Origin of the sequence: Prevotella sp. P5-50 (genome assembly GCF_002251295.1) — a bacterium.
GTDB lineage: Bacteria > Bacteroidota > Bacteroidia > Bacteroidales > Bacteroidaceae > Prevotella.
Map to the genome: position 1 here is coordinate 1 of NZ_NPJA01000053.1, position 25,842 is coordinate 25,842.

Consider the following 25,842-nt stretch of genomic DNA (forward strand, 5'->3'; position numbering starts at 1 on the left):
CGCCGATGGTACTGCAATGCAATGCGGGAGAGTAGGAGGCCGCCATCTTTTACAAAGCACCTTGTTTCAGCAATGAAGCAAGGTGCTTTTTTCGTTTCCTCCCTTTACGGATCCACGGAACACACAGGGTACACGGATCCACGGAGCACACAGAGTACATGGAAAGATTCTGGTTAAAGATTTTTCTTAAGATTTTCGTTAAGATTTACACCATAGGTTATTTTTTGTCGTGACTCAGCATAGTGAAAGCGAGCTTTCACTATGTCTTCGCTACTCCAAAACATCTTGCCGTAGGCAACTAAAAAATCCATTTAAGGAAACTGTCAACTGTCAACTGTAACGCTTGTGAATGATGATATTGACTACGGATAGTTTTGGAATGACATTGACCTGTATTCATGACATGGCTGCAGACTGCAACTCCGGAAAGCTGAACGGGTATGCCCCGGAAAATGAAAACAAGTGAAACAGTATCTGTTCCCCTTTTACATCCCCCTGTTTCATGGTTGCCTCATAAGTAAGTCATAACTAACTCCGCACTAAGTCCCAAAATTGGCGGACAATGATAGGAGGTACAAGGAACAGAAAGGGAGAATACCAATGATGTGGAAATGAAATGTATGATTGAAATTGCAATCTTAAGCGTTACAGTTGACAGTTGACAGTTTGGGAAAAGCAAAAAATCATCCAAGCGTTACAATATAACAGTATAACAGTTTCCATAAACCATATTTTTGCGTTGGGCTCCGAAAATGTCTCACGGATTACATGGATGTCACGGATTTTTATTTGCAAGTTCCCTCCCTTTTTAATATCACACAGATATTCTGGAGCAGCGAAGACAGAGTGAAAGCTCGGTTTTACTCTGTTGAGTCGCGTCAGAATAAGCCAAAGGCAAATCACAGAAATTTATTATCCACGGAACACGGAGAAAGCGGAAAAAATTAAAGTTAAAGAAACGCTCTGAGGAAGGTGTTCGAGTGCATTTTCGTCTTTGATTTATTTGCTTTGATATGCGCTTGGCTTATATTATCAGGAGAGAATTATAAAAAAAAACTATGCGAAGTCGAAGATAAAAATATCTATAATAAAGTTAAATAATATTAAATATTGGATTAAAACTGCCAAAACTCTTGCATTTCGGGGGTGTCATGTTGTATCTTTGTGTTTCAAGCCGAGGATGATTTCCAAAACAAGAAAGAAACCTTTAAACCAAAAAATCAAATAAATAATTTAACAACTAAAAAGCCGCTTATGTTTACAAAACAAGTAATTCAACACGCCATCTGGTCCCGACAGAAAGACCACGGTTTCCCGATCGCTTCTCGTTCGGTTCCCGTTAACTTCTCGTTAGGTCCTCGTTCGTCTCTCGTTCGTCTCTCGTTCGTTATTCGTTAGTCTATCGAAGACCGATCGAGAACCGAACGAGGAACAAGCGAAAAACGAACGAAAGAGCAACGAATGTCGGTCGAGAAACTATCGAAAAATCGACGAGAAGCCATCGTCATGGCTGGCTTATGGCTGGCAAAGTACCCTTCAGCAACCACAAACCAGAAAAATGCCTTTTGCCTCAAACCTGCCGAGGTGGAATCCTGCACTTCCTTTCCCACACTGAGCATTTTCTCGGCGAATAAAACCATTTCGTCCATCCCGACGGATCCTATGGTCCAACCACGCCTAAACTCCCTCCACGGGTTTTTAATCCCTTGTTATCCCCCAAATAACCGACGGAGAGAATCCAGAGTCCACCCCAAAACACCCTACCATAAGCCCAACAGCCCATCTTTATAGGCTCAACCACAGGTCAAACCATAAAAATCATGTAAAGCCTTACAAGAACCCTCAATATTATCATTTTGTGCAATGTGGGTATTGTAACTTTACAAATGAAACATAATGCAAGTTCGATATATTTACAGAACGATGGATTTTGGCATCAATTTAATCCATTATTTCACGGAAGCCCTCTTTTGTCCAACTCCTCTTTGATGAAGGCATCATATCATGTCTGGATGATGTCGAAATCACAGAAATCACGGAAATCTTTTATCCACGGAGCACACGGAGTACACGGAATCACGGAACAAGCAGCCCCGGGCTGGAAGCCCAACGGCTTCCTTAGCCCAGGGCGACGCCCTGCGGACACAACAAAACATTTTACAATCGTCCTGTAAGGACAAAAGTAAAAATCCGTGCGACCTCTACATCCGTTCAGCATTCATGGACAGCAAGGTTTCGCTGGGCGACATCCTTTGACTGTCGATAGGAATGAAGTTGCAGATGCTGTGAATAAATAATCTCCACAACAGATTATTTTTTACGTCGTATGAACGAACACACCACAAGCGTAATTGAGTGGAGTGTGATTAAAACGAGTTGACGAGTTGAAACTTGTCAACTCGTCAACGAAAAAAATTAATATACGCTGTATGTGCAATACTGGGTGAGGAACGACTTGCTGTTGCGACCTCCAGTAGTGTTGGTAAAAACCTGTATCAAATCGTATGTGGCACGCGAACACTTTAATGTTGCCTTCTTCGACTTGTTGGAAGTGCAATAGAACCAATAGTCGATATTGACATTGGAAGGCACATTGAAATTGGGTCCGAGGTCGATTTCTTCTATATATGCACTATTAAACATACTGCCGATACTTGTTACATTGTCAGCGCTCCATCCCGAGATGTTTATCTTCTTTGCATTTCCACAATTAGCGAATGTGCTGCTAAGGTTCTGAACTGACGTAGTATTCCAGCCGGAAAGGTTGATGGAAGTGGCAGTGCATCCCTTGAATGCGCTGTCCATTGTGGTGGCAGAAGAGAAGTCGGCATCTACACATGTGAACTCACCGTTGCCGCCTACACCAGCGAATGCATTCTTCATATTGATGATATTCGACGTATTGCTCTTGCCGAACACAACCGTCTGAAGACTATTGCAATTGCTGAATATTGATGTGAAATCATTGGCATTATGGAAGTCAAACGAAGACATATCCACTGTCGTCAACAGATAGCAGTTAGTAAACATCTCCTTAACCCCCCATTCCACCAACGATGTCTTGCTACAATCAAATTTCACATCGGTGAGCTTCTGACAATTCCAGAACATACGGTTGAAGGTTGTAACCTTATCAGTGTTCCACGAACTGATATCCACAGACTTGAGCGAATAGCAACGGTCAAACAGGTTGTTCATCGAGGTGACGTTGGACGTGTTCAATCCCTTCACGTTTACAGACTCAAGACTCTCACATAGAGTAAAGATTCCGGACATATTGGTCACTTTTGAAGTGTTGAGCGGAGTGAGGTCCACGCTCTTTAGCTTCTTGCAGTTAATGAACATTTGTTCCATTTTGGTGCAGAGCGAGATGTCAAGTCCCGAGAGGTCAACCTCCTCCAAGCCAGAGCAATTACTAAACATTTTAGAGCAAGTGTTGCCGGTGCTTACGATTGCTCCGGGAGTGGAGACGGTGATGGTGGCGTTGGCGGCATCCCATTCCATGTAAACATTATGCGGCAAATTTTTATCATTGCCTGCTATCCTCTTCACATTGGCAGGAAGACTACTTCCTGTAAAACCTTTATATTTGTCGCTATGGCCTATGATGTTCACCTTCTTTACGTCGGTAATCACTCCTCCGTTAGCTTTTACGAGACTCTCTATATTTTTTTTGAATCCGTCGTTGGCTTGTATCAGCGCTCCGGCATAAGCCTCCGACTTCTGGTTAAGCTTGAATGTAAACTTCTTGCTGATGTTGGTGGTTGGGGTTAGGGTGACGTTAGCACTCTTGTCCGAGCCGTTATAGTTGGCATATACGAAGAGTATTAGTTTCCCATCCTCCTTGGAGAAATCGTATATCCATCCCTGCTCGCCGAAGCACACGTCAAAGTCGCAGTTGGCTTCAATGGGTATTTCCACCCTTCCTCCGGCTGCTGGAGCTTCCACCAGAGTCTGCTTAACGTTAATGTATGGTTCATTCTGAACGTCAGGAGAACTTGGGACATCGCCCTGAGCATAGTCAATGACAGACTCTGAGTCGAAGTCGGAGAGCCAGTCGGAATCCGTTGCGCCGCCGCTTGTCATCCAATTTGAAATCTTCGGGAACACCTTGTTAATCTTATATCCCTCAATGGTATGAGGCATATAGCCTTCCACCCTGAACGCCCATACGAGTCCTCCATTGTGGAAACTGCTATCGTCAGTGTTTGATGCGAATCGGGTTACTGCAGTGTTCTTCTCGTGTATCTCCACCATGTTCTGTGTGTTATAGATGAAGAAGTTGAGGTCTTTGTCCCTAATGTTCAACTGTGGATTGCCGTCTAACGGTCGTGTGAGTATGATGGTGACATAAGGCAAGCTTTCCTGTGATATCTTTGGCAGATTAACATTGAAATAGCCGTTGCCTTTCTTTATGTTCTGTACTCCGTTCACTCGGAAAACAGGAGTGCCGCTGGCATCAGATTCCGATACGTTCTCCACCGAAAGGCGCGTATCCGACGAGAGCCAGTTCACTTCGAGTCCGTCCACATCCACACCCTTTACCTCAACTCCAGGCACAAACGGCAGTTGGCCGCCTATGGCACGTATCTGAAGAGTGATTTCCAGGGTCTCCGAAGTATCGGACTTTCCATACTGTTTTCTGTAGCCAAGCACGAAGTCGTTCATATCGTAGTCGCCCATTTCTGGATACATGTCCTCAAAGAGCACTGTGCCATACACCGAGTTGTTGGGTGAGAACACCACGGTCTTGTCGCTTCCCAACGGCGTCAGCGCCTCTGACGCGTCAGTAATCTCGTCCGATATGTTGGCGGCACGAGTGAGAACCTGCTTTTTACCGATGTCAATGGTGCGCACCACTGTCTTGCCATCCTTGTCGAGGTAGGCAAGATATAGGTTTTCAAACGTTTTGAGTGTAGTGAGAGATACTGTTTCCAGTTTGTCAGCCTCAAGCATTGTGGTACACATTAGTTTCTCTAAGTTCTCGTCCTCATATATATACGCACGAGTCGTTACATTGCTTATAAGCTGTATATCCACGTCTTGCGACATGTTCCAGTCAAAATCCAAAGGAACTTCAATTGAATCATTACCTTCAGTATTCACGCCAGGGTGCATTGTATCAACACAAGCACCGAGTGTTGTAAAGGCGATTGAAACGCCAACCAACCTTAAGATTTTACAAAAATCTGGTTTAATGTTCATGACTTAAAAAAAATTGCGCGGTTAGTATTCATTCTCAATTTGGCGCAAAAATAAAAAAAAATATTGAATTGTCCAAGGAATTAGACAAATATATTTAATAATATCCTAAAAATATTCACTTTTCAAGTAGAAAGTGATGTCACAGGAACAGGTCCATGCCATCAATCCCAGGCGTTACAGTTTGACAGTTGACAGTTTCGATAAAGCAAAACTATGGATTATCGTTTTAGCCTCAAATATACCTATATAAATGGAATAAAAGGTGGAAATAGTTTGTGGATTGAAGAAAAATGTGTAATTTTGGAGGCGAAAACCTTACTATGATATAGAAGGAAAATGGGGTTAAACGAAACCACATTGGATTATCAACAATTTAAATATAGATTATGTACATATTATTATTTGTAGCTTTTGCCGTTTTTATCACCATCAGCTGGATGACGAAAGATGTATGGTAGGTGAAGCCTCTTAAGGTTGCACACGGATGTTTTAGTCGCACGGATTTTACTTTTGTCCTTACAGGACGATTGTAAAATGTTTTGTTGTGTCCGCAGGGTGTCGCCCTGGGCTAAGGAAGCCGTTGGGCTTCCAGCCCGGGGCTGCTTGTTCCGTGATTCCGTGTACTCCGTGTGCTCCGTGGATTTTTTAGTTGTCTACGGCAAGATATTAAAAGATCCGTGTCGTCCGTGTGACATTTTCCGTGTGCTATTGGCGGAGAGAACCGCATACGAGTCCTCTTCCGTGTGTACCCACATAGACGCGACCGTATTCTTGCATGTCTCCGCAAATGTGGAGGACAAGACCATACTGGTGGTTGTCATCGTTGATGCGCACCCAGTTGTTGCCAGAGTCGTCAGAACGGAAGAAACCATAGACGCCATCTACTACACCTATTATATATAGGGTGGGATAGCCATCTTCTATGCGTGACTTGCCAAAACCGAAAGCATAGAGGGTGCTGACATGAGGCATGGCACCCACGGCCTGTAGGTCAGCGTTGAGATGATACAGTCCGTCGTAGGCGGCAAGCCATAAGTCGCCTTCGCGGTCGGGCATGGCGTATATGCGATCTTGACCGCCCCGATTGTCGCCCCGTTTTTTCTTTTCGGTGGTTCGCAATGTGATGTTGAGCGGTTTTGAAGTGAAGGTTCTACCCGCATCTATACTGGTATAGAGTGTTTTGTTGATCACATCGACAGCATAGAAGCGTTGTGGATTTACTTTGTCGGCGATGACTTTGATGTTTTTGGGGAGACCTTGACATGTGTTCCACGATTCCCCTTTGTCGGTAGTGAATGAGGGTAGGGCACCGCGTGGCGTCCATATCCATACCGAGGCATCGGCATTGACAGCGATGTGTCCGCTCTCCGCTTTTTCTACAGGAGCATTTGCGCATGGCTTCCATGTGCGTCCGCCATCTTCGGAATACGAGATAGGTGGAATGTCGAATAGATGGTTGAAGATGACACCCACGCGCACCATGACGTCAGGTTTGTTCCATGCGCCAGTTACTCCGTCGGTATTGCCGAAATATGGAGCGTAGTGCATGCCCTCCGGTACTGGTTTGGTGATGTCGAAATGCGTATATCCGCCGTAGTCTCCCACACCGCTTACTATGCTTGCTCCCGTTGGAGGAGCATAGAGTTCGAGGGGTACAGTTTCCTCAACTCCCTTAGTGGCAATGCTCCACACGATGGTGTCGCCCTGTCGTTCGCCAGCAGAGAGATTGAACGTTTCCCAACCTCCGAAACCAGTAGTGAAATAGGCATGATCGGCATTGCAGGGGTCGATCTCTATGTCGAACATCCAGTGGAGCGGTGCCATCTTCGTATAAGGAGCTTTGCTATGGTCGTATCTGTAACCATGTTTGAAGAGTGGTATCCATTGTTTACCGCCATCGGTACTGCGAAACATTTCCTCGTCACCGTAGCCGTATTTCTTCCCTAGTCCGTGTGTGCTTACAATGATATGTTGCGGATGGTGTGCATCGACAGCAACTGCCGCATATCCGAATCCCGATTTCTTGCCCTTGTCGAATTTCAAAGGAGAGATGTCCGTCCATGTGTTCTTCTTGATATCGTAAGCCCACAGTGCTCCATCGGTCATGGGTGACGGTCCTGGCGAATCGGCATAACTGATATACAGTTTTCTGTCGGCAGCCATGACCATGTGGGTGGGGCGCAGTCCGACGGGTTGATTGTCAACGGCTTTCCAACTCTTTCCGGCATCGCGGCTGACAAAAATGCTCTGTCGGTCTTTGAGCGAAACAGCCACAAAGATATTCTTTGTATCGTTGCCTTTCTTCTCTTTTTTGTCGAATACAACGGCAATGATGCCGCTGCCTCTGTTCATGCGGTTTTGGGGATTGGAGAAGTCCGTCTGTTCTGTGACATCAGGAAAAGTGTCCACGCGCTTCCATGTCATTCCTTCGTCAACCGACCTCCAGAGTCCGTTGAGCCGTGTTCCGAAGTAGATATTGCGTGAATTGAGCGGATCAACCATCATTCGTTCGCCGTTGCCACGTCCGTTCTCGTTGCCTCCCATGGCAATGGGCACTTTCACCTCGATGAATGATCTGCCTCCGTCGTTTGATTTCAGAATACTTCCCGTCTTAATTGTATATGTGCCACAGGCCAGATACACCTTTTGGTCATTGTTGGGGTCGATAGCCACGCTCTCCACCCCTTGCAGATTTTGATTGTCGAGCGACACCCAGTCGAGCATCTGTATCCACTCTTTGTTGACCGCATCCCATCGGTATGCGCCTCCCATATCTGTTCTGCAGAAGCGTACGTCAGGGTTAGTCGGATGAAGAATAAACCCATCTACGAATCCTCCGCCGACGATAGGTACATTCTTCCATTGGTATTGTTGTGCTGAAGCAGTCATGCCTGTCAACAGGCAAGCGATGGTTAACAGAAAGTGTTTCTTCATATTCCTGAATATCATGTAGGGTTATTAGTATTGGACTGTAAAGGTAGTCATTATTCTGAAGAAAACCACAAAACTTTGTGTAATAAATGCAAAAAAACTGTTTTTCTGGTATTGTAATTCAATCAAATGGCCTATCAACCAAAACCATCCGGCAGAAAAGGAATATCTGCCGGATGGTATATAGATGATAGGTTGTCAACGCTTAGAAGTTGTCTTTGTGGATTTCGAAGTAGGCTTGAGGATGAGCGCATACAGGGCAAACCTCTGGTGCTTTCTCACCAACTACGATGTGTCCGCAGTTGCGACATTCCCATACTTTCACTTCACTCTTAGCAAACACCTCCTTCATTTCTACGTTGTGAAGCAGTGCGCGATAACGCTCTTCGTGGCGTTTCTCGATAGCAGCCACCAGGCGGAATTTCATTGCCAAGTCAGCGAAGCCTTCCTCTTCTGCGGTTTTAGCAAATCCCTCATACATATCAGTCCACTCGTAGTTTTCTCCTTCTGCAGCAGCTGCCAGGTTTTGAGCGGTGTCTCCAATGCCGTTGAGTTCTTTGAACCACATTTTAGCATGCTCTTTCTCGTTGTCGGCAGTTTTTTGAAAGAGTTCAGCAATTTGTTCGAAACCTTCCTTTTTTGCTTTTGATGCGAAATAGGTATATTTGTTACGTGCTTGCGACTCGCCAGCGAATGCGGCCTCGAGATTCTTCTCAGTCTGTGTTCCAGAATACTTTGTTGTCATAGTCTTTATTGTGTTTAGTTTATATCATTGATGTTTATTGTTCATGATGCAAAGTTACGGATTATTCCAATAGGTTGTTTGAAAATAAAAGAAATCGAATGGTAAATAATGGAAAAAACATGAAAAAACACATGTTTTGCCATTTTTTTAGTATCTTCGCATAATGAAACAAACGATAGCAATCATAGGAGGCGGTGCCGCGGGCTGCTTTTGTGCCATAGCGGTCAAGCGCCTGTTGCCTCACGCAGATGTCACGGTCTATGAAGGCGGCCGTAAGGCGTTGGCCAAAGTGGCAGTGACAGGAGGTGGACGGTGTAATCTGACCAACTCGTTCCGGCAAGTGGAACACCTTGCCGCAGTATATCCGCGTGGTGAAAAACTGATGAAGCGACTGCTGAAAGGCTTTTCTGCTGCCGATGTCTGCCGATGGTTTGAGCGCGAAGGAGTGCGCTTAGTGACGCAAACCGATGAGTGTGTGTTTCCCAAATCGCAGTATGCGATGGAAATAGTAGATACGCTGTTGTCGCTGATGCGTCAGTTGGGCGTGACGCTGAAGTTAGGTCATCGTGTCAGCGCTATTGCCCATGAGGATGAGTGCTATCGGTTGACTTTCTCACCGGCCGATAACGTTCGGCAACCAACCGTTACTGCCGACATGGCGGTAGTGACGACAGGAGGCAGTCCGACGATGCAGGGTCTGCAGATGCTTGCCGGTTTGGATTTAGAAATGGTGTCGCCAGTGCCATCGCTCTTCAGCGTATGTGTTGCCGACCGCGCTCTGACCCAGTTGACGGGAACCGTGGTAGAACATGCGACCGCCGCCCTTCCCGGTACTAAATTCCGAGGCGAAGGTCCGTTGCTCATCACTCATTGGGGCATGAGCGGCCCTGCCGTACTGAAACTGTCGAGTCGTGCAGCACGCCATTTGCACGGCTGTGGTTATCAGCACGACCTTTGCATCAACTGGTGTGGAGCGATGACGCTCCCTGAAGTGGAGACCATGATAGGGGAGATGAGTGTGGCACATGGTCGCAAACAGGTATCTACTGTGTATCCGCCCCATTTGAACAGCCGACTTTGGAAACTGTTGGTTGACCGATCGCAGATACGTGGCGGACAGCGTTGGGCAGAACTTCAGAAGAAACAGATCAATCGATTGGTGAATACGCTGACTGCCGATGTCTATCGGATGACAGGTAAGTGTAGGTTTAAGGAAGAGTTTGTGACCTGTGGAGGTGTGGCCCTTTCCAATGTCAACCTCTCTACCTTAGAATGTAAGCAGCATGAAGGTCTTTATTTTGCAGGTGAGGTGCTCGATGTAGATGCCGTCACAGGCGGTTTCAACCTGCAGGCAGCTTGGACCATGGGGCATACCGTTGCCGTTGCCATCAACAAGAAGTGCCATTGACCGACAGTCTGTCGGAGGCAAACGAGATGTAAGAATAGAAACAACCGGCCGTTCCTTCCCTTGGTCATGGGGCAGTGGGGCGGTCTAAAACAAATATGAAGATGAATATGAAGAAAACACTGATGTGGATGATGCTGATGCTGACCGGCACCGCCACGCTATCGGCACAGACCGCTGCCGACACTACGCAACATGAGGTGGTGATGGAAACCACCATGGGTACCATTGTTCTGCGGCTTTACAACGACACCCCCTTACACCGCGACAATTTCTTGGATCGGGTGCGAACGGGCTATTATAATGGCTGCACGTTTCAGCGTGTCATTCGTAATTTCATGATTCAAGCCGGCAATCCGCAAGCCCGTCAAGTGTCTGCCGGCGATACAGTGCAGTATGATGTGGAGCGCCGTGTGCCTGCAGAAATCCGTTATCCGGCGCATTATCATCGTCGCGGACAACTCTGTGCCGCGCGCGAGGGAGATGATACCAATCCTGAGTTTGCCTCCTCGTCGCATGATTTCTACATCACGTGGGGTCGCAATTTCTCGCCTCGGCAGATGGAATACTATGCCGACCAACTTCGCCGTGAGGGCAGAGCTTATGTCATTCCCGATTCAGTGATGCAACAGAACTATATAAAATATGGTGGTGTGCCCCATCTGGATGGCGGTTATACTGTGTTTGGCGAGGTCATCGAAGGACTGGATGTGGTTGATCGCATCCAACAGACTCCTGTGGATCACGACCATGGTGACCGTCCGTTGGAGGATGTGGTTATTCTCCGGGCTACTATTCGCAAGTGATATGCTACGGTTGTGAATCTGCAATCCGGCGCAACATAGAGCCCAATGGGTTTTCTTAGCCCTGCTGATGTTACTGTTGCCCTTACAGGGCGTATAGGTAAAAATAGGCATAGAACCCCAGGGTGTTACCCTGGGCTATGAAGATATTGCCCCGTTCGGGGCGTTGGTTGCAGAACGTGTGCATGTGGTATAATCACACAACCACAACGGGCCGAAAGCCCAATGGTTTTCTTAGTTAGGACATCGCCCTGCGGATGGAAATATAATGACCGCATAAACAAAGGACAACGGGCTGAAAGCCCAATGGTTTCCTTAGCCCAGGGCAACGCCCTGCGGATGTGAATGTTAACAAATTAATAAACGTCCTGTAAGGACAAAAGTAAAAATCATATGTCACAATCACTTTGCAAAATCTATTTGCATATTATCTTCCACATCAAGGCATCTAGCCCATGTATTCTTGATGATGATCTCGATCGGGTGCATGCGTATATAGGGCAACTCGTCAACGATGCAAATTGTCTAAATATTTGGGTTGATGGCACAGGTGACCATGTGCATGTATTGTGTCTATTAGGGCGTGAGATTTCTATTGCAAATCTCTTGGAAACATTGAAGCGCAATAGTAGCAGATGGATTAAATCATTATCACCACATTATTCAATGTTTGCGTGGCAGGGGGGATATGCAGCATTATCGGTCAGTCAATCTGTAGTCGATAAAACGTTAGCATACATCAAAAACCAGAAAGCGCATCATAAGAAGACAACATTCCAAGAGGAATACAAGCAATTCTTGAAGCTATATAACATAGAATATGATGAGAAGTATGTGTTCTCTGACTAGCTTGATTTTACTGTTGCCCTTACAGGGCGTATAGGTAAAAGAGGCATAAAAACCTAGGGTGTTACCCTGGGCTATGGAAATATTGCCCCGTTCGGGGCGTTGGTTGCAGAACGTGTACATGGGTAATAATCACACACCATTCGTGATGTTTTCCATCTGCAACAATCCGACGTTGCAAAACGTGTCGTGGGTAATAATCACACACCATTCGTGATGTTTTTCATCTGCAACAATCCGACGTTGCAAAACGTGTCGTGGGTAATAATCACACAACCACAACGGGCTGAAGGCCCAATGGTTTCCTTAGCCCAGGGTAACACCCTGTGGGTGTGTGGGGTTATTTTACCGAACGTCCTGAAAGGACAAAAGTAAAATCCTATAAGACCATTTCAATGAGTCTATAACACAAATCCACCCTCTTTCTGATGGAACGGGGGTGGACTTGTGTTTTTATTTATTGTTATTTCGGCAGATTGAATGCGCGACTCATCTCCTGCATTTGCTCCTGACTCATACCTTCGGGCATGAAACCCATGGCTCTTGCGTTGACATAAATCTTAGCACTCTTGGAGAGAACGTCAATCTGGTCGAAGGCATCCATCACGTCGATACCTTTGGCAAAGACACCATGTTTCTCCCAAAGCACCACATCATAGTCTTCCAACTGATGGAGTGTGGCCTGAGCGAGCGTATTAGATCCCGGCAGTTCGTAAGGCACAATGCCCAGTCCGAGCGGACAGAAAGCCTTGGTTTCCGGTATCATCGACCAGAGCAGATTGGTGAGCACATCCTTGCCCAGCATCTCGCGGTTGTGGCTCATTGCCACCAGTTCGATGGGGTGGGTGTGTACCGTAGCACGGTAGTTGCTGCCTGTGGCAATGAGCTGTGCATGTACGGTGAGGTGGCTTGGCAGTTCGCTGGTAGGCATGACGGGCTCGTCGGCAATGATTACATACGATGCGCAGTCGTCGAGAATGCGTATGATGCTACCGTTTGCCATGGGCTTTCTTGCTAAATCGCGCATGCGCTTACCCGTACCTTTACAATAGAAATAGGTATTTTTAAGTTCAGGGAGAGTCACTCCAATGGGTATTGCATCGCTGATGGGAGGCATCTGCCTGATTTCGTCATCAACGAGTTCGGTGACATTGACGGTGATGTTTCCACCGTTGCGCTCTGCCCATCCGTTTTGCCAGAGGTATCCTGCCACTTCTGCAATCTTCTCAATTTCCTGTGTCAGTGCAGGACGTTGTTCCAATATACTTTTCATTTTGTTTGTAGATTTGTAGTTTGAATGGTGCAAAGGTAGTCATTTTTCTGATATTTAACGCTATTTGTTCATGATATTTCATATATTTTCAGTAATTTTGCGTCTCGAAGAAACCAAATACAAAACGACGATGAATAAGAAGGAATTACCTGTATTGCTGCTCACGGGTTATCTGGGCAGCGGAAAAACCACCTTGTTGAACCGCATCTTGACCAATAAGAAAGGCATCAAGTTTGCTGTTGTGGTCAACGATATTGGTGAGGTGAACATCGACGCCAACCTCATTCAGCAGGGCGGTGTGGTCAATCAGAAGGACGACAGCCTTGTGGCTTTGCAGAATGGCTGCATCTGTTGTACGCTAAAGATGGATCTCGTGGAACAGTTGAAAGACATTGCTGCCATGCAGCGCTTCGACTATATCGTGATAGAGGCGAGTGGTATTTGCGAGCCTGCACCTATCGCACAGACCATCTGCTCCATCCCCACCTTGGGTCCGGAATATACGAAAGACGCGATACTGCGCCTTGACAGCATTGTTACCGTGGTCGATGCATTGCGTATGCGCGATGAGTTTGGCAGCGGTGAGGCGCTGACCAGCCAGAATATTGGTGAGGAAGACATTGAAAACCTGGTTATCCAGCAGATAGAATTCTGCAACACCATCCTGCTCAACAAGGCTTCTGAGGTGTCGGCAGAGGAGTTGGAGAAGATCAAGCAAATCATCCATGCACTGCAACCCAAGGCAGAGATTATCACATGCGACTATGGTGACGTGGATTTGGATAAACTGGTGAACACCCACGGTTTTGACTTTGATGCCGTAGCCACGTCGGCTGCGTGGATTGACGAGATAGAACATCACCATGAAGATGATGACGACGACGAAGAAGAACATCACCACCACCATCATGACGATGATGATGACGACGAAGAAGAACATCATCACCACCATCATGACGATGATGATGACGACGAAGATGAACATCACCACCACCATCATCACCACCACCACGACCATAAAGGCGGCGAAGTGGAAGAGTATGGCATTGGCAGTTTTGTGTATTATGCCCGCAAACCTTTCGACATCAACTACTTCGATAATTTTGTTGCGCGGCAGTGGCCCAAGGGCGTTATCCGTTGCAAAGGCATCTGCTGGTTTGTCGATGAGCCCGACCGCTGTTATGTGTTTGAGCAGGCAGGCCGCCAGATGGGACTTCAGGGAGCCGGTCAATGGTATGCTACCATGCCCGAAGACGAGTTGCGCGACATGATGGCGATGAACGAAGACTTGCGTCGCGACTGGAATCCGATGTATGGCGACCGCATGCAGAAACTGGTGTTTATCGGTCAGCACATGGATCGCAAAGCCATTACCGATGCGCTCGATTTCTGCCTGAGCGACAAGGTGACGTGGTAATCGCACGTGATAAGACTTACAAGTCGGAGATCGGTTAGTGTGCCGCTCTCCGATTTTTTTTTGTTTACCCTCTTTTCATATAGGTCGCAAAACCTGTTGCATGTAGTCGTGGCAATATCCTACAGCGTGTCGGTGGACGTCAATCAAATAGCTTATGAATAAAAAAAACAGCCCAGTTTTTGTAGATTTCCCAGATTATTTCATATATTTGCAAAATAATTGCTCCAACAGAGTCATTGGCAATTAAAAATACTACTATCCTGCATGTCAGACAAGAATATTATATATAAGGTGTATCGATTCTATCGAGATGGATTTCGCAGCATGACCATAGGTCGCACGCTGTGGACCGTTATCATCATCAAACTCATTGTGATATTCGCCGTGTTGAAGTTGTTTTTCTTCCCCGATGTGGTGGGCAGACAAGCCAAAAACGGCGACCGCGCCACATTTGTGGCAGGCGAACTGACGCGCCGGTAGGGATCTGTGCTGACAATACAGCCTGACAGTGAAGCAAGCAAATAGAAAAATAATCAATAATAAAAAAACTAAAGTTTATGAATCATCTTCTGACAATCGACCCCGCACTCATTGATTGGTCGCGTGCCCAGTTTGCTCTGACAGCCATTTACCACTGGTTGTTTGTGCCGCTAACATTGGGCTTGGCTGTAGTGATGGGCATTATGGAAACCATCTATTACCGTACGGGAAAACCATTTTGGCGCGAACTGTCGCAGTTTTGGCAGCGTTTGTTTGGTGTCAATTTTGCCATGGGCGTAGCCACAGGCATCATACTTGAGTTTGAGTTTGGCACCAACTGGAGCAATTATTCCTGGTTTGTAGGCGACATATTCGGCGCTCCACTTGCCATAGAGGGTATTGTAGCCTTCTTCATGGAGAGTACGTTTGTGGCAGTGATGTTCTTCGGATGGGACAAAGTGTCGCGCGGATTCCATCTTGCATCCACATGGCTTACCGGTATCGGTGCTACGATATCTGCATGGTGGATACTTGTGGCAAACTCATGGATGCAGTATCCTGTGGGTTGCGAGTTCAATCCCGATACTGTGCGCAACGAGATGACGAGTTTCATGGAGGTGGCACTGTCGCCGATGGCTGTTGATAAATTCTTCCACACCGTCACTTCCACATGGATTGTGGGTGCTGTGTTTGTTTGTGCCGTGAGTTGCTGGTATCTGTTGCGTGGCAGAGAGAAGGAACTTGCACGTCAAAGCATCAAGGTGGCAAGCATCGTGGGACTGGTAGCTTCGCTGGCTGCCATACATACAGGCGATGGTTCTGCGGTAATGGTGGCAGAGAAACAACCCATGAAACTTGCTGCTATGGAGGCACTCTACGATGGTGGTGAGGGTGTCGGACTGACCGTGGTCGGTGCGCTCAATCCCTTTGCTCAACCCGATTATGCCCAGGGAGGCGAGATGCCTTTGCGCATAGCTGTGCCTTACGGACTCTCTATCCTTGCCACTCATTCCACCGACGGATATGTGCCTGGAGTGAACGATCTGCTCAACGGCTATACGCGCAAGGACGGTACGCGCGAACTGTCGGCTGAGGAGAAGATGGAGCGTGGTCGCAATGCCATTGCCACGCTTGCCGAATACCGCAAAGTGAAAGCTGCCAATGCCAACGACAGCCGTTTGCCACAACTCGCAGAACAGTTGAAGGCCGACATGCCATACTTTGGTTATGGTTACATCAAAGACCGTGCAGAACTCGTGCCCTATATCCCCATCAACTTCTACGCCTTCCGCGTCATGGTAGGAGTGGGCAGTCTGCTGTTGCTGTTCTTCATCGTTATAGGTTTTGTGGCATGGCGAAAAGACATCACCAGGAGTGGCAGATGGCTCTGGATAACGGCTGTTGCGATGCTACCACTGGTTTATATTGCCAGCGAAGCAGGTTGGATAGTGGCAGAACTGGGTCGTCAGCCATGGGCTATACAGGATATGTTGCCCACGGTAGCCGCAGTTTCCGACCTGAAGGCAGGTAGCGTTTCGCTGACCTTCTTCATCTTCCTCGTGCTGTTTACCGTTCTGCTGATAGCAGAAGTCAGCATCATGTGTCGTGTCATCAAGAACTATAAGTCGGCACAAGAATAGAGATTACATCCAATATTCAATTTCCAACACTAAAAAAGAACACTGTTATGACTTATACATTTCTTCAACAATACTGGTGGTTTGTGGTGTCGCTGCTTGGCGCATTGCTCGTATTTCTGCTCTTTGTGCAGGGTGCCAATTCGCTGGTCTATAGTCTGGGACGTACCGAAGAGGGACAGCGCAAAGTGATGGAGTCCACTGGCCGGAAGTGGGAAATCACGTTTACCACACTCGTAACCTTCGGTGGTGCATTCTTCGCCTCCTTCCCATTATTCTACAGTACAAGTTTCGGCGGAGCTTACTGGCTGTGGATGATTATTCTCTTCTCGTTTGTGTTGCAGGCTGTGAGCTATGAGTTTCAGCACTGCAAAGGCAATCTGCTCGGCAAGCGCACCTATCAGTGGTTTCTTGTGATCAACGGCATAGTGGGTCCGCTGCTGTTGGGTGGGGCTGTTGCCACCTTCTTCAATGGGTCAAACTTCATGGTCGAGAAAGCATCGCTCACCGATCTTGGCGCACCGGTCATCAGTCGGTGGGCCAACGCTTCGGCAGGTCTTGACGCACTGCTCGACCCTTGGAACCTTGCATTGGGCTTTGCCGTGATGTTCTTGGCGCGCATCTTGGGCATCCTGTATATCATGAACAATGTTGATGACGAGGATATCCGTTCGCGCGGTTCAGTAAGACTGGTGGGATGTACGATACCATTCCTGGTGTTTTTCCTTGCTTTCTTTGTGCGCACGCTACTGAAGGATGGCTTTGCCGTTGACCCTGCCACGGGTGCTGTGTTTATGGAACCGATGAAATATCTGCACAACTATCTCCAGTTGTGGCCGCTCGCAGTGCTCACGGTGATTGGTGTTGTGCTGTTGCTCTATGGCGTGGCGCGCACCATTTTCAGTGCCACCTATGTCAAAGGAATATGGCCTGCCGGTATTGGCGTGGTGCTTGTGGTGTTGTCGCTGCTGTTGGTGGCAGGGTGGGGCAATACAGCCTACTATCCGTCGAATGCCGATTTGCAGTGCTCACTGACCATTGCCAACAGTTGCAGCAGCGAGTTTACGCTTCGCACCATGTTTTATGTTTCGCTCCTCGTGCCTTTTGTTTTCTGCTATATAGCCTACGTTTGGCGCGTGATGGACAGAAAATAGCGACGTTGCCGATAGGCTTTGCAAACATGCTAATATATCCGTGGCTTTGCTGCGGATATATTTTTTTAGGTGTTTGCCTATTGCTTGGCTCACTCGGCAATGGTCTGTTGATGTGGTTCAGATATTCCCTTGCTCGGCAATTTCAATGAATTTGCTGAGTAATTTCAATGAATTTGCTGAGTAATTTCAATGAATTTGCTGAGTAATTTCAATGAATTTGCTGAGCAAAACAAATTGAATTGCTGAGTAAAACAAATTGATTTGCTGAGCAAAACAAATTGAATTGCTGAGGAAAACAAATTGATTTGCCTTTAGAAGTATGTGCTATAGGAATGTAAGGTGTTGCTTGTTAGGTTGTTAAGCGACGCTTGCACGACCTGTGGCAGCACCACTTTCAACATCGGTCGAAACCCTATACGGCAAAAGCGCATGCCACAGACTATTGCTGCCGATGGACTGCAAGAGTTAAGTCAGCTGGTGACAGACCAACAGTCAGATGCATGTAGCTCAAGGGCGGATGAGATATGCGGCGAATACTCAGATGTAATACTCGGCAGAATCGACGAGGCCGGCACGTAGCGCATACTTGGTAGCCTCGTGTGCATTGTTGACACCCAACTTGCGGAAGATGTTTTTGCGATGGGTGTTGACGGTATGGAAACTGGAGAAACGGCGCTCGGCAATCTCTTTCGTGGTAAGACCGAGCGCAATATCCTTGAGGATCTCGGTCTCTGTGGGCGTCAGGCGAATGTCTTCCTCTTGCTTCTCCTGACTTGGCGCCAATAGCATTTCTGCCATGCGCTGGCAGATGTAGCGCTGATGGCGACAGGCGGCAGACAGACATTCGCGCACTTCTTGCAAGGGAGATTCCTTGAGCAAAATGCTGAAACGGGGACTCAGCGCCAGCAAACGGCGTACAAAATCGCCGGAAAGGTCGGTGCTGAACATCACCCATTGCACATCGGGAAAACGAAGATGCAGAATGTCGAGCTCGTCAACATCATTGACGTCAAACAGCGTATAGTCCATCACAACCACCGCTTCACTATCGTTTTTCAATAATTCAATAAGTCCGCATTTGTCTTCAGCACTATCCGTTGACCACTGGTCGGCCTGACTGCAAACATACAGAATGCCCGCACGGGTGATGTCTTGATTGTCGGCAAGGATGATGTGACAGTTCATGGGGCAAGAAACTATTGGAAGGAAGCAAGTCGCTTGGTCATCTGTTCGGACAGGCGCTCATGGCTGCGGCGCATGTGTGCATACATCACGGCATAGGCCGTAATCTCCAAAATAGGATAAACGTAGGGCACACCCAGCAGACACGACAGATAGACAATGATGGCACGGCTGTTGAAAGTCAGCAGATTGGTGTATTTCATCAGCGGAAGAGAACCTCGGCGGAACTCGTCGCGCAACGATTGCGGAATAGTGGCAGGATTGGAATAACGCTGGCGCAACTGCTCATAGAATGCCTGAAACTTAGGAGTGCGGTCTTCTTGTGATTTGCAGTAGCCGGCATAGTTGGAATAGAATAGGCGGGCAAACCAACGCTCTTTGGGCATCGACTCGGCTATCTTACGCTGTTCGGCAGAGTTGTCGAGCTCGCTGCCTTCCTTGCCTAACAGGAAGAAAAGATGAATCTGACGATAGTAATCGGCTAAGGAACTCTGACGGGAGTGGCAGCCGAAACCTGCCCAAGCGGCAATGGCAAAGGCTATGAAGTAGGCAGAATAGCCTATTTCGTCATAAAACATATTACCTGTGCGAAGGAAGATGGCTACGTAGATGAAGAGAAACCATACATCGCCGGATAGTCCATCGAGCACACGGCCTACAAGGGTTTTCTTGCCAGTAAGGCGCGCCATCTGTCCGTCGGTAGAGTCGCAGAAGTTGGCTAACATCAGGAGAACGACTCCTGCAATGTTGTGATAGAGGTCGGGGAAATAGAACATCACTCCGGCAGCAGCACCAAGGAAGAAGGAAATGATGGTGATGACGTTGGGATGTACACCGAAACGGTTCCAGAAAAGCGCAAACGCCAAACCGATAGGACGTGTGAAATGCACATCAAGCCACTCTTCGGTATCGTCTGACTTGAAGGATGCACGAAGCAGTTCGCGGAAGGTTTTATGTTCGTTTGTCATAATCGTATTGTGAATGAGAAATATCTGTTATTGACCGGCGAGGAAGGCTTCTGCCTTCTTGATATCATCGGCATGGTCGATGTCGAGTACTTTGGAGAATGCCCAAGCCGTCAGCTGACGACCGTCGGTCAGCAGGGCACGCTGGAAATTGCGCATGCGGCTTTCGCCACGTTCCATGCAGCCATTAAGTGTTTCGATGGCTGACGAGGTGAGACCGTATATGCCGCCGGAGATGTAACGGGGATGCTCTTGATGGTCGAGAAAATTGAGAATACGGAGCGTATCGTCGGTTTCGACATAGAGTGGCTTTTCGTCATCGATGTAGTCGGTGACGCCCATCACGCCATCGGTATGTCCGTCGGCAATCTGTTGACGGAAGGCTTTCACGTAGTTGCTAAATTCTTCTTCGCGGAAAATGGTATCGACGGTGGTCAATACAAAAGGACTGTCGGAGAGATAGGGGCTGATGACATGGAAACTGTGCATCGAACTGGGAGTGCTCTGAACGCAGAAGCGCAGAGGAATGGGGCGTCCTTTCAGTCCGTCGCGCTGCAGTTCTACCAAGTGTTGAGCTACCAAAGTGGTGAGATCGTTGCAGATGACAACGATTTCTTCTGCATCATTATCCATGAAAACACGTATCAGACGGTCTATCAGATACTCGCCGCCTACCTTGACCAACGGTTTGGGAGAGTCAATTCCCTCGGCTGCCAATCGGCTGCCTTCGCCGGCCGCAATTATTGCATATTTCATCTTATATATAAATAATGTGTAACTTTGCAAGCGCAAAATTACACATTATTCGTGAAAAACGAGCAATATACTGTCGTTTTTTATCTTAATACCAGTTTGTTGGTATATACATCGCCTGAACCTTTGACGTCGTGGCGCTCCCTTTGGGCTGTTCCTTCAATGTTGATATCGCCCGAACCGATGACCTGACTCTCGATGGTTCCGCAGTCAACGGCTTTCAACTCGATATCGCCCGAACCTTTCAAATCCATGTGTGTGGCGATGACTTGGTGCTGCGTGATGTCGATGTCGCCCGAACCGATAAGGGAAAGATTGGTGTTGCGTGCCGTAACATTGGGGAGATCGATATCGCCACTTCCGGAAAGAACCACTTTCAGATTGTCGCAGATGAGGCTCTGAAGGTCGATATCGCCGCTACCACGCAGATCAATCATCATATTGTCGGTATCGATATGGCCGTTGCATTTGAAATCGCCAGAACCTTTCAAGAAGATGCCGACAAGGTCGGGAGAGCTGACGGTAACGGTCACATCGTCGCTATTGCCGACGTTGAAAAAGGTGTTGGGGGTCTTGATCATAATCTTCAACCGCTTGTCAGAAACGGAGGTCTCTACATTCTTAAGAAGCGACTGTGGGGCTTTTACTGATACATGATACGTATTGGCTTGTTGATAAACAACATTGACCGAACCGTAAATCTCAATGGCTTCAAAGTCTTTCACTTCGTTGCGAATGGTGGTAACCTGTGGCGATTGCGAGTCGGCGGTAATCTTCATTTCCTTGCATGATGTCATGGTGACGATGGCAGTCAGCATTAAAAACATGATTTTTTTCATAGTCTAATATTTTTTGTTTTTGTGATGTTTCTGACCTTTTGACGATACATAGTGTGGAAAAGTTGCAGGCAACCGATTTTTTTTTTCGCAAGTAATGTGATTTTATGGAATGGGTCAGACAGCAAGGGTATGATAATCATATAGGGTGGAAATGATAAATAGAAATGGATTTTCCATCAAAGGAATAGGTGCAGAATGACAATCAGGGCTGGATTTCCAATCGTAGGAATCCAGCCCTGATAGGTGGTGTATGCAGCAAATGTACTGTCGATAGCGGTTAGAAAGTCATGCGCACCATGAAACGGATGCCGTGCTTGTGGGCACTCGGCAGGTCGTTGTAGTTGAGGCGGCGCACATATTCCACATGCATGATCTTGAAGATATTGTGAATACCCAATGCCAATTCCCAGTAGGGACGATGGGGATCCATGATATGCGAACCTATGGGGAATGCCATCACGATAGGACTGTCGGTCTGCATGTTGGGGTTGTTCTTGTCGGAGAGTTCTCCCCACAGCATCTTCACGCCGATATATTCACGCCATTTCAACTTTTTGAGCAATGGGATGCGGTTGAAGATTTTACCGTTGAGGTCCCAACTGATATCGGCAGAAACATAGCGGTCGTTGAGAAACTCCATGTTGTTGATCAGGTTGAACGTGTTGTCCTGAATGATGTATGAGAGGTTGGTCTCAGGCATGCAGAGCAGCAGGAACGGCACTTTCTCCCATTGTATTCCACCCTTGAGATAGCAGTCAATCTTTCCCCAGCTGTTCATCCAGAAGCGTTTGTAAATGCCTGCTTCGGTATAGTTGTAGCTGTAGTCACCGCCCAATACATTCTTCAGACCCAGGGTGTGGCTGACAGAGAACACCGGTGCATCAAGATTGATCTTCAAACGGCGCTGTTTGGTATTGATATAGGTGGCACCGGGACAATACTCCAGAGCGGCACGTATTTCTGTTGTGCGAATATGGTGAGATGGCTGAACTGCTGTTGTCGGATAGGGTGAAATGATGTTATCTTCACCGTTGCCAGCAATATTTTTCCATGCCGTGTATTCGTTCATAGGAGTGAAACGCAGATTACCGCAGGCTTCGTTGTCTTCGGTCTTGATGCTGAAAGTAGTCTTGAAACCGAAGTCTTCCTCACGTTCGAAGGTGATCTGCTGTCGGTTGTAGAACATCATAGCATCTACTTTGCTCCACTTGAATGCAGTAAACACGTTGTCCTTGTCGGTATGCATGAACTTGTCTGAGGGCGACATCACATCGTAGGTAGAGGTGAAACTCAGCGTGCGTTTAGGGAACTCACGTGGGAGATACTCCTTCTTGTTGAACGAGTAAGTCACTTCGCCTTTATAGTAGTTCTTGTGTGACTTCATGCCGTGGGCATAGTAGCCGGAGAAGAACCAATGCTTGTTGAGATAGGCTGTGGTCTGGGCAGAAGCACGCAGTCGCATACCGTCAACAAAGTTGTTGGATATCATGGTGTTGATAGGTCCGATATCAACTTTCGACGGATTGCCGGTCTCTACAAAGTTTTCGATGAGTGCCTTTGCACCGAAGATGATATACTTGAAGCCCTTGATGTTCTGCAGTCCTTTGATGAAGGCATCCATGGAATTCTCGCCTTTGGTTAGTTCCACCTGACGGTATTGAGCCCAGAAAGCATCGCCACGCATCATGGCATCGGCCTCGCGCACATCTTTCTTTTTGCCTTTGAAGAGCTGTTTGGGCAACTCATCGAAAGCATAGTCTGTGAGGCGTGTGTTACGTATGACAATGATTTTATGGAGGAAACTTGCAATCTTCATCTCCACAATCATGTCATCAACAGAGAGTACCCATTCGCCATTGGGCAACTGGGTAAATTCCTGATCGACACGAAGGTTTTCTACGAAATTGACGTCGCTGCGCCGCGGAATGGTCAGTTGGCAACGTTTCACCTGATAGGACGAGTCCTTCAAAATGTAGATGTCGCCACGGAATCCGAAGTCCTGCTGGTTGTTGGGAAGAAACTGCAGATGGATGCAACTGTCGCGATCTACCTTGACGGTGTCCTCTATATAAAATCGGTAGAAGCCGATGGCTCCTTTGCCAATAGGTGAGGTGAAGGGATATTGCAACAGTCGGATCTGGTCGTCGTAGATATTTACATCGGTGAACACATCTTTCAGCATCGTCGTGATGATATCGCCAGTTTGGAAAAGATCGCCTATTCCTGTAGAACTCTGTCCGATGATGATGTTCTTTTCATCGTGTGGCCTGCGGCGATAAAGTCGTTTGGTGACGGTCTCATCTACCGATAGGGGCAATATCAACTTGTTGTTATAGGGGCAGTTCTCAACCTGGTCGGTCAGCCATTTCTTGTTCTTGAACTTAGGGTTCTGGAGCATTTCCGGCGTTATTTCGTTGGCCGCCATGGTGAGCTTCTGATACTTATTGTATTGGTAGAAGTCGTTGTTGGCGAGGTCGGTCATCTTCTTGTGTTCGATGACCTTGCGCATCAGTTCTACTGCCGGATTGTTTTTGCGGCTGTAGCGTTGGCGCTTGGCACGGACGGTGACTCCCTTTAGCATCTTTGTATCGGGCTTCAGACGGATGTCGAGCCGCATGGGGGTGCGGTCAGTAATCTGAATCGTCTGTGAAATATAGCCTACGGCACTAAAGGTCAAGGCCCAGCCAACCCTCTTCTGAATGGTGTAGCGGCCCTCGATACTTGATACAACAGCTTCTTTATGGGTTTTATAAACGACGCTCGCCATGGGTATGCTGTCTTTGGTCTGAGCGTCGATGACGTATCCTGAAAGCAATCCTTGTGCCTGCGTGGGCAGGCACAAGGACATTACTAATATTATAAAATAGAGTTTAATCGATTTCTTCATCGGCTTCATAACCACCCATTTCGCGGATAGCATTCTTCAACATGGTGTATTGCTGGTAGAGGTTGTTGACAGCCTCTTCGCCCTGAGTGTAGTCGTGCATAGGTGCTTTGAGGAAGAAACTCAGGAAGCGCTGGATGCCGAAGCGTCCTGCACGTGCAGCCAGGTCACTCAACAGAGTGAGGTCGAGCAACAGTGGAGCGGCGAGGATAGAGTCGCGGCAGAGGAAGTTGATCTTGATCTGCATGGGGTATCCCATCCATCCAAAGATGTCGATGTTGTCCCATCCTTCCTTGTTGTCGTTGCGGGGAGGATAGTAGTTGATACGTACTTTGTGGTAGTATTGAGTATCCTCATCGTTGCCGTGGCCGTAGAGGTCGGGCTGTACGTCTGGCTTCAGAATGGTCTCAAGAGTAGAGAGCTTGCTGACTTCCTTGGTGTGGAAGTTTGCGGGTTCGTCGAGTACGAGACCGTCGCGGTTGCCGAGGATGTTGGTAGAGAACCATCCGTTCAGACCGAGGCAACGTGTGCCGATGATAGGAGCGAAGCCTGACTTAACAAGTGTCTGACCTGTTTTGAAGTCTTTACCTGCGATAGGCATCTTGGTCTTTTCGGCGAGTTCCCACATGGCGGGAATATCTACGGTGGTGTTTGGAGCGCCCATGATGAAGGGTGCACCTTCGGTGAGGGCTGCGTAAGCATAGCACATAGATGGTGCGATGTGCTCGCGGTCGTCGGCCTTCATAGCTTCTTCGAGTGCTGCGAGTGTGCCGTGGATTTTCTCGTCAACGGGTACGTAGATTTCGGTAGAGGCAGCCCAGATAACAACGATGCGTGCGCAGCCGTTCTTTGCTTTGAAGTCGCGGATGTCCTGACGCAGGGCTTCAACCATTTCCCAACGTGTTTTGCAGTCTTTCACGTTGTCGCCATCCAGACGCTTAGCGTAGTTTTTGTCGAAAGCGGCCTTCATAGGAACGATCTTTTCCAGTTCGTCGCGTACGGGCTCGATATCTTTCTCTTTCAGAACTTCAGCGTACATGGCAGCCTGATAGGCATTCTGGGGGTAAACATCCCATGTACCGAACACGATGTCGTTCAGATCGGCGAGGGGAACGATATCCTTGTAGTGCAGATACTTCTTGTCTGTGCCACGGCCGATACGAATTTTGTCATACTGCGTCATGGAGCCGACAGGTTTGGTCAGTCCCTTGCGAGTCATGAGTACACCAGTCATGAATGTAGTGGCAACGGCGCCGCAGCCAACTACCATAATTCCCAATTTGCCTTCAGCAGGCTTAACATTAGTTTGTTTCATTACACTTA

Annotated in this window: 19 protein-coding genes; 8 read left to right on the forward strand and 11 right to left on the reverse strand. The window is 47.6% G+C overall.

Annotation, left to right across the window (positions count from 1 at the left end; translation table 11 throughout):
• Positions 1-1,394 precede the first annotated feature (1,394 nt).
• The 4 genes from CIK88_RS11695 to rbr all read right to left on the reverse strand — a co-directional run bounded on the left by CIK88_RS11695 (position 1,395) and on the right by rbr (position 8,881).
• Positions 1,395-1,649 (reverse strand): hypothetical protein, encoded by a 255-nt coding sequence (locus CIK88_RS11695; RefSeq protein WP_094436646.1) that lies wholly within the window; start codon positions 1,647-1,649, stop codon positions 1,395-1,397.
• A gap of 766 nt (positions 1,650-2,415) precedes the next feature.
• On the reverse strand, positions 2,416-4,968 hold the full coding sequence (locus CIK88_RS11700) for a BspA family leucine-rich repeat surface protein (RefSeq protein ID WP_158214682.1): 2,553 nt from the start codon (positions 4,966-4,968) through the stop codon (positions 2,416-2,418).
• Between the two features lie 942 nt (positions 4,969-5,910).
• Entirely contained in the window at positions 5,911-8,139 is a 2,229-nt protein-coding gene (locus CIK88_RS11705; RefSeq protein WP_254046897.1) for an exo-alpha-sialidase, read from the reverse strand.
• A 202-nt stretch (positions 8,140-8,341) separates the two neighbouring features.
• Positions 8,342-8,881, reverse strand: a complete 540-nt coding sequence (rbr, locus tag CIK88_RS11710) for a rubrerythrin (protein WP_094436652.1) — start codon at positions 8,879-8,881, stop codon at positions 8,342-8,344.
• Between the two features lie 163 nt (positions 8,882-9,044).
• Between rbr and CIK88_RS11715 the strand changes: the two genes are divergently transcribed.
• The 3 genes from CIK88_RS11715 to CIK88_RS11725 all read left to right on the forward strand — a co-directional run bounded on the left by CIK88_RS11715 (position 9,045) and on the right by CIK88_RS11725 (position 11,938).
• Positions 9,045-10,289, forward strand: coding sequence for an aminoacetone oxidase family FAD-binding enzyme (locus CIK88_RS11715; RefSeq protein WP_094436654.1), 1,245 nt, complete (start codon positions 9,045-9,047; stop codon positions 10,287-10,289).
• Positions 10,290-10,390: 101 nt separating this feature from the next.
• Positions 10,391-11,092, forward strand: coding sequence for a peptidylprolyl isomerase (locus CIK88_RS11720; RefSeq protein WP_254046594.1), 702 nt, complete (start codon positions 10,391-10,393; stop codon positions 11,090-11,092).
• Between the two features lie 390 nt (positions 11,093-11,482).
• The gene (locus CIK88_RS11725; protein WP_094436656.1) at positions 11,483-11,938 is read left to right on the forward strand and encodes a transposase; all 456 of its coding nucleotides are present in this window, start codon (positions 11,483-11,485) and stop codon (positions 11,936-11,938) included.
• A gap of 460 nt (positions 11,939-12,398) precedes the next feature.
• Here CIK88_RS11725 and rhaD read toward each other — a convergent pair whose 3' ends face one another.
• Positions 12,399-13,208 (reverse strand): rhamnulose-1-phosphate aldolase, encoded by an 810-nt coding sequence (gene rhaD, locus CIK88_RS11730; RefSeq protein ID WP_094389754.1) that lies wholly within the window; start codon positions 13,206-13,208, stop codon positions 12,399-12,401.
• Positions 13,209-13,338: 130 nt separating this feature from the next.
• Between rhaD and CIK88_RS11735 the strand changes: the two genes are divergently transcribed.
• From CIK88_RS11735 to CIK88_RS12440, 5 genes are all read left to right on the forward strand, one after another.
• Positions 13,339-14,625 (forward strand): GTP-binding protein, encoded by a 1,287-nt coding sequence (locus tag CIK88_RS11735; protein ID WP_094436658.1) that lies wholly within the window; start codon positions 13,339-13,341, stop codon positions 14,623-14,625.
• 264 nt (positions 14,626-14,889) lie between these two features.
• Positions 14,890-15,105 carry a DUF4492 domain-containing protein gene (locus CIK88_RS11740; RefSeq protein ID WP_094389756.1) on the forward strand — a complete coding sequence of 72 codons (216 nt, stop codon included), beginning with the start codon at positions 14,890-14,892 and terminating at the stop codon, positions 15,103-15,105.
• Positions 15,106-15,182: 77 nt separating this feature from the next.
• Positions 15,183-16,745 carry a cytochrome ubiquinol oxidase subunit I gene (locus CIK88_RS11745; protein WP_094436660.1) on the forward strand — a complete coding sequence of 521 codons (1,563 nt, stop codon included), beginning with the start codon at positions 15,183-15,185 and terminating at the stop codon, positions 16,743-16,745.
• 47 nt (positions 16,746-16,792) lie between these two features.
• Positions 16,793-17,896, forward strand: coding sequence for a cytochrome d ubiquinol oxidase subunit II (locus CIK88_RS11750; RefSeq protein ID WP_094436662.1), 1,104 nt, complete (start codon positions 16,793-16,795; stop codon positions 17,894-17,896).
• Between the two features lie 429 nt (positions 17,897-18,325).
• On the forward strand, positions 18,326-18,475 hold the full coding sequence (locus tag CIK88_RS12440; protein ID WP_158214683.1) for a hypothetical protein: 150 nt from the start codon (positions 18,326-18,328) through the stop codon (positions 18,473-18,475).
• Here the strand turns inward: CIK88_RS12440 and CIK88_RS11755 are convergent.
• The 6 genes from CIK88_RS11755 to CIK88_RS11780 form a co-directional block, all read right to left on the reverse strand.
• Positions 18,434-19,081 (reverse strand): response regulator transcription factor, encoded by a 648-nt coding sequence (locus CIK88_RS11755; RefSeq protein WP_094389759.1) that lies wholly within the window; start codon positions 19,079-19,081, stop codon positions 18,434-18,436. The two genes, CIK88_RS12440 and CIK88_RS11755, sit on opposite strands and share 42 nt — an antisense overlap.
• 11 nt (positions 19,082-19,092) lie before the next feature.
• On the reverse strand, positions 19,093-20,046 hold the full coding sequence (locus tag CIK88_RS11760; protein WP_094436664.1) for a CDP-alcohol phosphatidyltransferase family protein: 954 nt from the start codon (positions 20,044-20,046) through the stop codon (positions 19,093-19,095).
• Between the two features lie 27 nt (positions 20,047-20,073).
• Positions 20,074-20,799, reverse strand: a complete 726-nt coding sequence (locus CIK88_RS11765) for a sugar phosphate nucleotidyltransferase (RefSeq protein WP_094389761.1) — start codon at positions 20,797-20,799, stop codon at positions 20,074-20,076.
• An 80-nt stretch (positions 20,800-20,879) separates the two neighbouring features.
• Entirely contained in the window at positions 20,880-21,635 is a 756-nt protein-coding gene (locus CIK88_RS11770; protein WP_094436666.1) for a head GIN domain-containing protein, read from the reverse strand.
• A gap of 277 nt (positions 21,636-21,912) precedes the next feature.
• Positions 21,913-24,522: a DUF5686 family protein gene (locus tag CIK88_RS11775; RefSeq protein ID WP_094436668.1), complete on the reverse strand. Its 2,610-nt coding sequence runs from the start codon at positions 24,520-24,522 to the stop codon at positions 21,913-21,915.
• A complete protein-coding gene (locus tag CIK88_RS11780) occupies positions 24,506-25,834 on the reverse strand; it encodes an inositol-3-phosphate synthase (RefSeq protein ID WP_094389764.1) in 1,329 nt (442 codons plus the stop codon). Before CIK88_RS11780 ends, CIK88_RS11775 begins: the two co-directional genes overlap by 17 nt.
• Positions 25,835-25,842 lie beyond the last annotated feature (8 nt).